Annotated in this window: 6 protein-coding genes; 4 read left to right on the forward strand and 2 right to left on the reverse strand. The window is 63.7% G+C overall.

The window, feature by feature from the left end; all coding sequences use genetic code 11:
- The first annotated feature begins 60 nt into the window (after positions 1 to 60).
- The 4 genes from RDW26_RS09035 (at position 61) to RDW26_RS09050 (ending at position 4,357) form a co-directional block, all read left to right on the forward strand.
- Positions 61 to 1,104 carry an aldo/keto reductase gene (locus RDW26_RS09035; protein WP_307983342.1) on the forward strand — a complete coding sequence of 348 codons (1,044 nt, stop codon included), beginning with the start codon at positions 61 to 63 and terminating at the stop codon, positions 1,102 to 1,104.
- Between the two features lie 577 nt (positions 1,105 to 1,681).
- Positions 1,682 to 2,533 carry a TRIC cation channel family protein gene (locus tag RDW26_RS09040; RefSeq protein WP_307983343.1) on the forward strand — a complete coding sequence of 284 codons (852 nt, stop codon included), beginning with the start codon at positions 1,682 to 1,684 and terminating at the stop codon, positions 2,531 to 2,533.
- Positions 2,534 to 2,727: 194 nt separating this feature from the next.
- On the forward strand, positions 2,728 to 3,483 hold the full coding sequence (gene rlmB / locus RDW26_RS09045) for a 23S rRNA (guanosine(2251)-2'-O)-methyltransferase RlmB (RefSeq protein ID WP_042435702.1): 756 nt from the start codon (positions 2,728 to 2,730) through the stop codon (positions 3,481 to 3,483).
- Positions 3,484 to 3,817: 334 nt separating this feature from the next.
- Positions 3,818 to 4,357 (forward strand): NYN domain-containing protein, encoded by a 540-nt coding sequence (locus RDW26_RS09050; RefSeq protein ID WP_307983344.1) that lies wholly within the window; start codon positions 3,818 to 3,820, stop codon positions 4,355 to 4,357.
- 280 nt (positions 4,358 to 4,637) lie between these two features.
- Here RDW26_RS09050 and RDW26_RS09055 read toward each other — a convergent pair whose 3' ends face one another.
- Both RDW26_RS09055 and RDW26_RS09060 read right to left on the reverse strand, forming a co-directional pair.
- The gene (locus RDW26_RS09055) at positions 4,638 to 5,600 is read right to left on the reverse strand and encodes a glycosyltransferase family 2 protein (RefSeq protein ID WP_307983345.1); all 963 of its coding nucleotides are present in this window, start codon (positions 5,598 to 5,600) and stop codon (positions 4,638 to 4,640) included.
- A gap of 117 nt (positions 5,601 to 5,717) precedes the next feature.
- Positions 5,718 to 7,247 (reverse strand): YfhO family protein (locus RDW26_RS09060; protein ID WP_307983346.1); only part of this gene is annotated, 1,530 nt, incomplete at its 5' end.

Raw genomic sequence — 7,247 nt, forward strand, 5'->3', positions numbered from 1 at the left:
GCACCTGAAAGCATTCGATATTCGGCTCCCAAATGCAACAACTAAAAGATAGGAGCGCTTATGCGCACTGTTGCGTTGGGATCTACCGGTATCGTCACGCCGCAGAATGCGTTCGGGGCGCTGCCGATTCAGCGCGTTTCCGAGCAGGACGCCGTGGCGCTGCTTCGTCGCGCGTTCGAGGGCGACATGACGTTCTTCGACACGGCGCGCGCGTACTCCAACAGCGAGGAACGCGTCGGCCTTGCGTTCGAGGGCATGCGCGACAAGGTCGCCATCGCCACCAAAACCCAGGCCCACACCCCCGAGGCGTTTTGGGAGGATCTGGAAACGTCGCTGCGCCTTTTGCGCACCGATCATGTGGACCTGTACCAGTTCCATTGCGTCGACCAGTGCTACAAGCCAGGCGACGGCACCGGCATGTATGAGTGCATGCTCAATGCCAAGGAGCAGGGAAAAATCGCCCATATCGGCGTGACGGCGCATAAGCTCGAGGTGGCCTTCGAATGTGTGGAAAGCGGCCTGTACGAAACGCTGCAGTATCCGCTCAGCTACCTTGCCTCCGACCGCGAGCTTGAGCTGGTTGCCCTGTGCGAACAGCGCAACGTCGGCTTCATCGCCATGAAGGGCCTGGCCGGCGGCCTGCTCAACAACGCCCGCGCCTGCATGGCGTTCATGACGCAATTCCCAGGCGTTTTGCCCATCTGGGGTGTGCAGCGCGAGGAGGAGCTTGACGAATGGCTTGCGTTCATGGCCGACACGCCGCAGCTTGATGACGAGATGCGCGCGTTCATCGCCTCTGAGCGCGCCGAGCTTGCCGGCGATTTCTGCCGCGGTTGCGGCTACTGCATGCCGTGCCCGCAGGACATCGTCATCAACCAGTGCGCCCGCATGTCGCTCATGATTCGCCGCGCGCCGTCGAAGGGGTGGCTCGGTGAAGAGTGGCAGCAGCGTATGAACGCCATCGAGGATTGCACCGAGTGCTACGCCTGCACCGCCCGCTGCCCCTACGAGCTGGACGTCCCCCAGCTTTTGCAGAAGAACCTGGCCGACTATCGCGCCGTCCTTGCGGGCAGCGTTGACGTGAAGGGCACAGGGGAGGAGTGAATCTGGAGCCGTCCTGTGTTCAACGTCGCGTTCGATGCATCCCTTGGGTGATTGAGTCGAAATGATACGAGGATGCTGACGCTATTGCGGGGACGTCTCTTTCTGCGTTGCCGTATCTTCAGGCTCTTAGGAATGGGGCGGCGAGAACTTCGAGTCGGTTGCTTCAGAACGAGCTCGTTGCGGCATGTCGTCCCTGGTAATTTGCCTTCCGATATGGTTTCATAGTCGCTAGAAAGCGAAGCGGGCGCGCCCCCTTTGGCGCGCCCGCTTTCACGTTCGGCGGGGCGAAATGAGGGCGCCTGGGCCGGACAGGGAAATAAGGTGGCGATCGGCGCTGCGTCGGCGTTACGGGCATGCGGTCGGGCGAAAGGCCGCGCGTCCAGGGCGGACGTTCGCGCCTTGGGTGCTTCGCGTGCGGCGAGGTCGAGGCCTCATGCGCTTCGGGCTCTTCATGGCGTGCAAGGCCGAGGATCTCGGGCTCCCGCGGAGCGGCCTGCCGATGTGCGCGCCCCTGACGCGCGCATCGTTGGCGGCTGCGCAGCCCGCTTTCGTCACCGGCGGCTGAAAAGGGGTTCACATGGAAACTTGGCTGCAGGGGATCTTCGCCGACACGCCGGTGCTCACGGTGCCGTGGAGCATCGACTATTTCAGCGTCATCGCCGGCGTGCTCACCGGCGCGCTGTTCGCGTGCGACCGGAAGCTCGATATCATCGGCACGGTGGTGTGCGGCCTGATCACGGGCTACGGCGGCGGCGTGCTGCGCGACACGCTTATGCAAGGGACGGGTGTGTATTTCACCGCGCATCCTGACCTTATCGTTACCTGCATCCTCATCTGCGCGTTCGTGTTCTACTTCCGCGGCATTTTCAAGCACCTCGAGGCAACGGTCTTTCTGGCCGATGCGTTGTCGGTCGGCTTGTTCGCGCTGGCCGGCGCTTCGAAAGCGGTGACCTTCGAGCAGGGCATGGTGCTTTCGGTCATCATGGGCGGCATCACCGCGGTCGGCGGCGGCGCCATCCGCGATATTTGCGTCGGTGAAGTGCCCGGCGTGTTCCAACGCAGCAACTATTACGCCGTTGCGGGGCTTGGTGGCGCGGCGGTGTACGTGGTGCTGGCGCGCTTCGGGTGCCCCTTGGCGCTTGCGGGCATCGCGTGCGTGTTCGCCGTGGTGGCGCTGCGCTACTGGAGCGTGTACTTCGATTGGCGCACCACTTCCGAGGCCGACCTGACGCCGCGCATCGCCCGCGGCCTGCATCGTGCGGGCGATGTGTTGTCGGGGGTTTTCCTGCACGGTGGCGATTCCGAGCGGCATCAGCGCCACGCCGGCGCGCGCATCGCACGCGGTGCGAGCCGTGATGACGAAGCGCACAAGGGCGCTTCGGGCGGCGATGATTCCGCGAACGGCGATTGGCCCGCCAACATGCGCTAGCATATCCCGAATATGACTCCTGAATCGAGCCAGGCTTCCTCGGCAGCCTGGCTTTCGATTTACATGTCGACGGTGGGAATTCGGTGCATGGGGGTCTTGCGGCGATTGGCGCTGCGGGAGGCCTGCGTGCGCGGCGGCTGGTACAATAGCGCAATCGATCTACGTTATCTTGCAGAACCGAAAGGCCCCATCACATGGCTGATTACATCGAAGGCAAGCGCCCCGTCATCGAGGCGTTCCGTACCGGCGTGCCCATGCGCCGTATCCTTATGGGCGACTACATGAAGCGCGACCCCATGATCGAGGACATCATGCGCAAGGCCAAGCGCAACGGCGTGAAGGTCATCCAGGTGCCGCGCGACGAGCTCGACCAGAAGTCCGCTCGCGGTAGCCATCAGGGCGTCATGGCTGAGGCCGCGCCGTTCAACTACGTGGGCATCGGCCAGGTGGTCGACGCCGCCAACAGCTACGCCGAAGAGCACGACGGCCGCGCGCTCGTGGTCCTGTGCGATCACCTCACCGACGCGGGCAACTTGGGCGCCATCAGCCGCTCCTGCGAGGCCGTGGGCGCATCGGGCCTGATCATCCCCAACAAGCGCAGCGCGCGCGTCGAGGCTTCCACATACAAAAGCTCCGCGGGCGCCATCACGCACGTGCCCGTGGCGCAGGTGTCCAACATCGTGCAGAGCATCCACCGCTTGCAGGAGGAGGGCTTCTGGGTGTGCGCCGCAACCGAGCACACCGACGACCTTGTGTGGAATGCGAACTTGAAGGGCAAGATCGCCATCGTCTTGGGCAACGAGCACGACGGCGTGTCCCGCTTGGTGCTCGAGCATTGCGACATGTACGCGAAGCTGCCGCTGGAAGGTGAAGTGGCCAGCCTGAACGTGGCACAGGCAGCTACCGCCGTCATGTACGAGTGGCTGCGCCAGAACATCCACACCGCCTAACGGCAGTCGCACCGCTCGGCGTTTCGGGGCGCTCTCGCTCCCCGAGCGAACCTGGACGTGAACAGGGGACGGAGGTGTGTTCACGGTTTGCCTTTAGGGATGTGCAAGTCTTTGTCGTGAACACACCTCCGTCCCCTGTTCACGGGCTCCTGTTCCTCTGTCCTAACGAAGACGGTGTGTAAGCGCCTGTGCTGACTTTGGCGGATTCGTACTAACTATGGCAGACTTGCATCGATTGGCTTACAAGTATTCTTCGCGAACACACCTCCGTCCCCTGTTCACGCTGACTTTTCGCGAACCTGTAATGCGCAATACATGAAAGGAGGGATGCGTGATGGCTAAGCAGCGTAAGAAGATCCTGCTGGTCGACGGCTATAACGTGTTGCGTTCGGGGTCGCGTTACCAAGAGGCGTTCGCGCATCCCGACTATACCGATGATGCGTTTAACGCGGCGCGCGAGCGTTTGATCAACGACGTTATCAACTTCGCCGGTCGCGAATACAAGGCCGTCATCGTGTTCGACGGCGGCGACAACCAGTTCTCCACTGGCGAGGTGGAGACCATCGGCGGCGTGCGCATCATGTTCAGCCCCGCCGGTACCTCGGCCGATAAGGTCATCGAGAAGCTGGCCCACGACGCGCGCGTGCGCAACGTCGAAACCATGGTGGTCACCTCCGACGCCACCATCCAGGACACCGTGTTCGGTGGCGGCATCGACCGCATGTCGGCCAACGGGTTCTCGCGCGAGGTGGGCATGTACTACGAGGACGTGCACCTCGACGAAACGCCGAAGGCGGCGCTCAAGCGCACGCTCGGTGACCGGATTAATCCGGACGTCCTGGAAAAGCTCAAAGCCATGCGCGACGGCGCATAACGGCTTCCTCAGCTAGCTGACCAGGGGGTTCGCGAAACAAAGGGCCTTGCCAGAACTGTGCTCGAATCATCGGATAAAGTTCAGACAAGGCCCTTTGCATTGGGTGTTTGCCGTTAAAACCCCAGGTCGGCATTGCTTTAGAGCGCACTTCAGCCTGCAAAACCGCCCAGAAGATTCTGCTCGGCATTCGGCGTCGGCTAAAGCGGTTCCCGAAACATAGGCGAATCGGGGCGCAGACGGCGCGTTCCGCGAACGAAAGCGCCCCTTTCGGGGCGCTTCGCTATTCCTTGGTGCTGTCTAGGTGCTCTTTTGCCAGGTAGATGGGGCGGCGCTTGTTCTCGATGTAGTCGCGGCCCAGGTATTCGCCGATCACTCCCAGCACGGCCAGCTGCAGACCGCCGAACAGCAGGATCAGGCAGGCCAGCGTGGGGTAGCCCGGGGCGTTCGTCCCGTACAGCAGGTACTCGGCCAGCACCGACAGCAGGTATATCACCGCCGCGACGGCGCAGATGCTGCCTAGCCACACCGCGATCTTGAGCGGCCAGGTGGTGAACCCGAAGATGCCTGTGGCGGCGTAGCGGAACAGCTTCCTGAACGACCATTTGCTGGTGCCGGCGGCGCGTTGCTCGGCCTCGTAGGGAACCTCGAGCGTGTTGAAGCCGATCCAGGCGAACAGGCCCTTGCTGAAGCGCTCGCGCTCGGGCAGCGCGAGCAGCGCGTCGCGCACGGGGCGGCGGAACACGCGGAAATCGCTGACGTTTGCGGGGATGGAGATGTCGTCGGCCATGCCGTTGAACGTGCGGTAGAACGCGCGCTTGAACAGCTTCAGCACGAAGCCCTCCTTGCGGTCGACTTGGCACGCGGCCACGCAGTCGACGTCGGAGTTTTCCATGAGCAGGTGGTACATGCGCAGCGCGTCGTGGGGCGTTTGCTGCATGTCGGCGTCGATGAGGCAGATGTTGTTGCCGCGCGCCGCCTGCATGCCGGCGTACAGCGCCGATTCCTTCCCGAAGTTGCGCGAGAAGTCGATGGCCTGCACGGCGTGCTTCCCGCGTGCGGACTCCACCACGCGCCGCAAAAGCTGCGTGGTGCCGTCTTGGCTGCCGTCGTTCACGAACACGATCTCGATGCCCACGCCTGCTTGCTCGAAGCACTCGGTGGCCGTTTTGTAGAACAGCGGGATGTTGTCCGCCTCGTTGTAACAGGGGACCACCAGCGTCAGGTCGTACAGGGCGTCGCTCATGTGTTCGTTCCAATCTAGCTTTGCCGCCGCTCTCCCCGTTGGGTGCGGCGCTTCCTTGCGAAGTGGGCATGCGATAGCGCCTTAGGGCGAATCGGTGCGCGCTCGAGCTACGCTCGATTATTCGCCATCGTGCAATATGCTACGCCTGCGTGCCGCTATACGCCATACGGCGAACAGCGTAACGGACGCAATGCCCACAACCGCCCCCGGGATAAGCCCGGGCGTGAGATAGCGAAGCTCGAGGATGTTGTCACCGGTTTGCACCGGTATCCCCATCAGCCCGTCGTAAGCCGCCTGCAGCTCGACGGGCTGGCCGTTGACCGTGGCGGTCCAACCGTCCTCGTAGGGCTGGCTGATCACGAGCGTCTCGTCCTGGGCGGCGTTGAACGTGGCCGCAATCCGCCCGTTCTCGTAAGCGGAAAGCGCAAAACCGTCGGAATCGATGCGCGACAGCTGATCTTCCAGGATTTGCAGGTCCACGGTGCCGGCCTGCACCAGCTCGGCGGCGGGAACATCCCAGAACGCGGATTGCGCGTTCGTCACGGTGTCGTCCTCGAAGCGCAGCTCGTAAGGCTGCTCGGCTAGCGGTTTGATGGTCACCTGCACGGATTGCCCGGCGCGCCCCCAGCCCAGGTACACCTGGTTGCACGACCCGCGCCCGCCGACGGTTTGCACGAGCGAGCCGTCGGCCCATACTTCGCACACGACGCCGCCTTCGTAATAGAGATCGTTCACGAACGCCGTCGGCGTGTACAGGTACACCGGGCCGTCAGCCGAAGGGGTCAGCGTGAACGTGCGCGCATCCTGGTCGCCGTCGCATTCCTGTACGTCGAGGGCGGAAAGCGCGCTCGCGTCATTGTCGGCTGCGTCGGCGAGCATGGCGTCCTGGTTGTCAAGCGGGCGCCCCTCTTGCCAGTCGACGTGTGCGCTGCCCGTGGTGCCCCAGCCCAGCGGCAGCGCAAGCTCGCTGCGGTATGCGCGCCACGTGCCGCGCAGCACGGCTCCTTCGGGCTCGGTCGCGGCAGGGGGCTGATCGTCCACGATGTCGGTGACGCCGAGCAGCGCGTCGGCGATGACGTTTGAGCTCATGTAATAGGTGCCGAACGGCGTGACCTTGCTATAGCCCAGGTCGTGCAGCAGCTGCTGGATGCGGTATTCCTGCGTGGAAGAGTAATGGTCGAACGTGCTCACGCCCAGCACGAGCGCCATGTTGTCCGGCCCGTTGACCTTGCTGCCGCCCCAATACGGCGCGGCATTGCCCACGCGGGCGAAGGCGGAAGCGCCGGCCGCGTTGTCTGCGGCTGCGCCGTTGGCGTTGGAGGCGACGCCCGTCTTGGTTTCGATTGCGCTCGCGTCAGAGACGGCTTCGCTCCCTGCGGGCGCGCCGTCAAGCTGGCTGTAGAAGCTCTCCAGCTCCGTGAGCGTGTCGGTGTAGCCGCTGACCGTGTAGCGGCATCGCGAAAGCTGCGCCTGCGCGCTGAACACCTGCTCGCCGACGAACACGCAGACCAGCGTGATGCATAACGCGGTACGCAAGATCGGTTGGGCTCCGTGGGGCGGGCAGCCGGCTCGGTTCGCGCTGGGGGAGGGGGGGTCGCGCATGGCGTCTGCGTCCGCACGCTCGGCATCCGCCGTGCGGTCCGCCTG

Origin of the sequence: uncultured Senegalimassilia sp. (genome assembly GCF_902464545.1) — a bacterium.
In the GTDB taxonomy this organism is placed as follows: domain Bacteria; phylum Actinomycetota; class Coriobacteriia; order Coriobacteriales; family Eggerthellaceae; genus Senegalimassilia.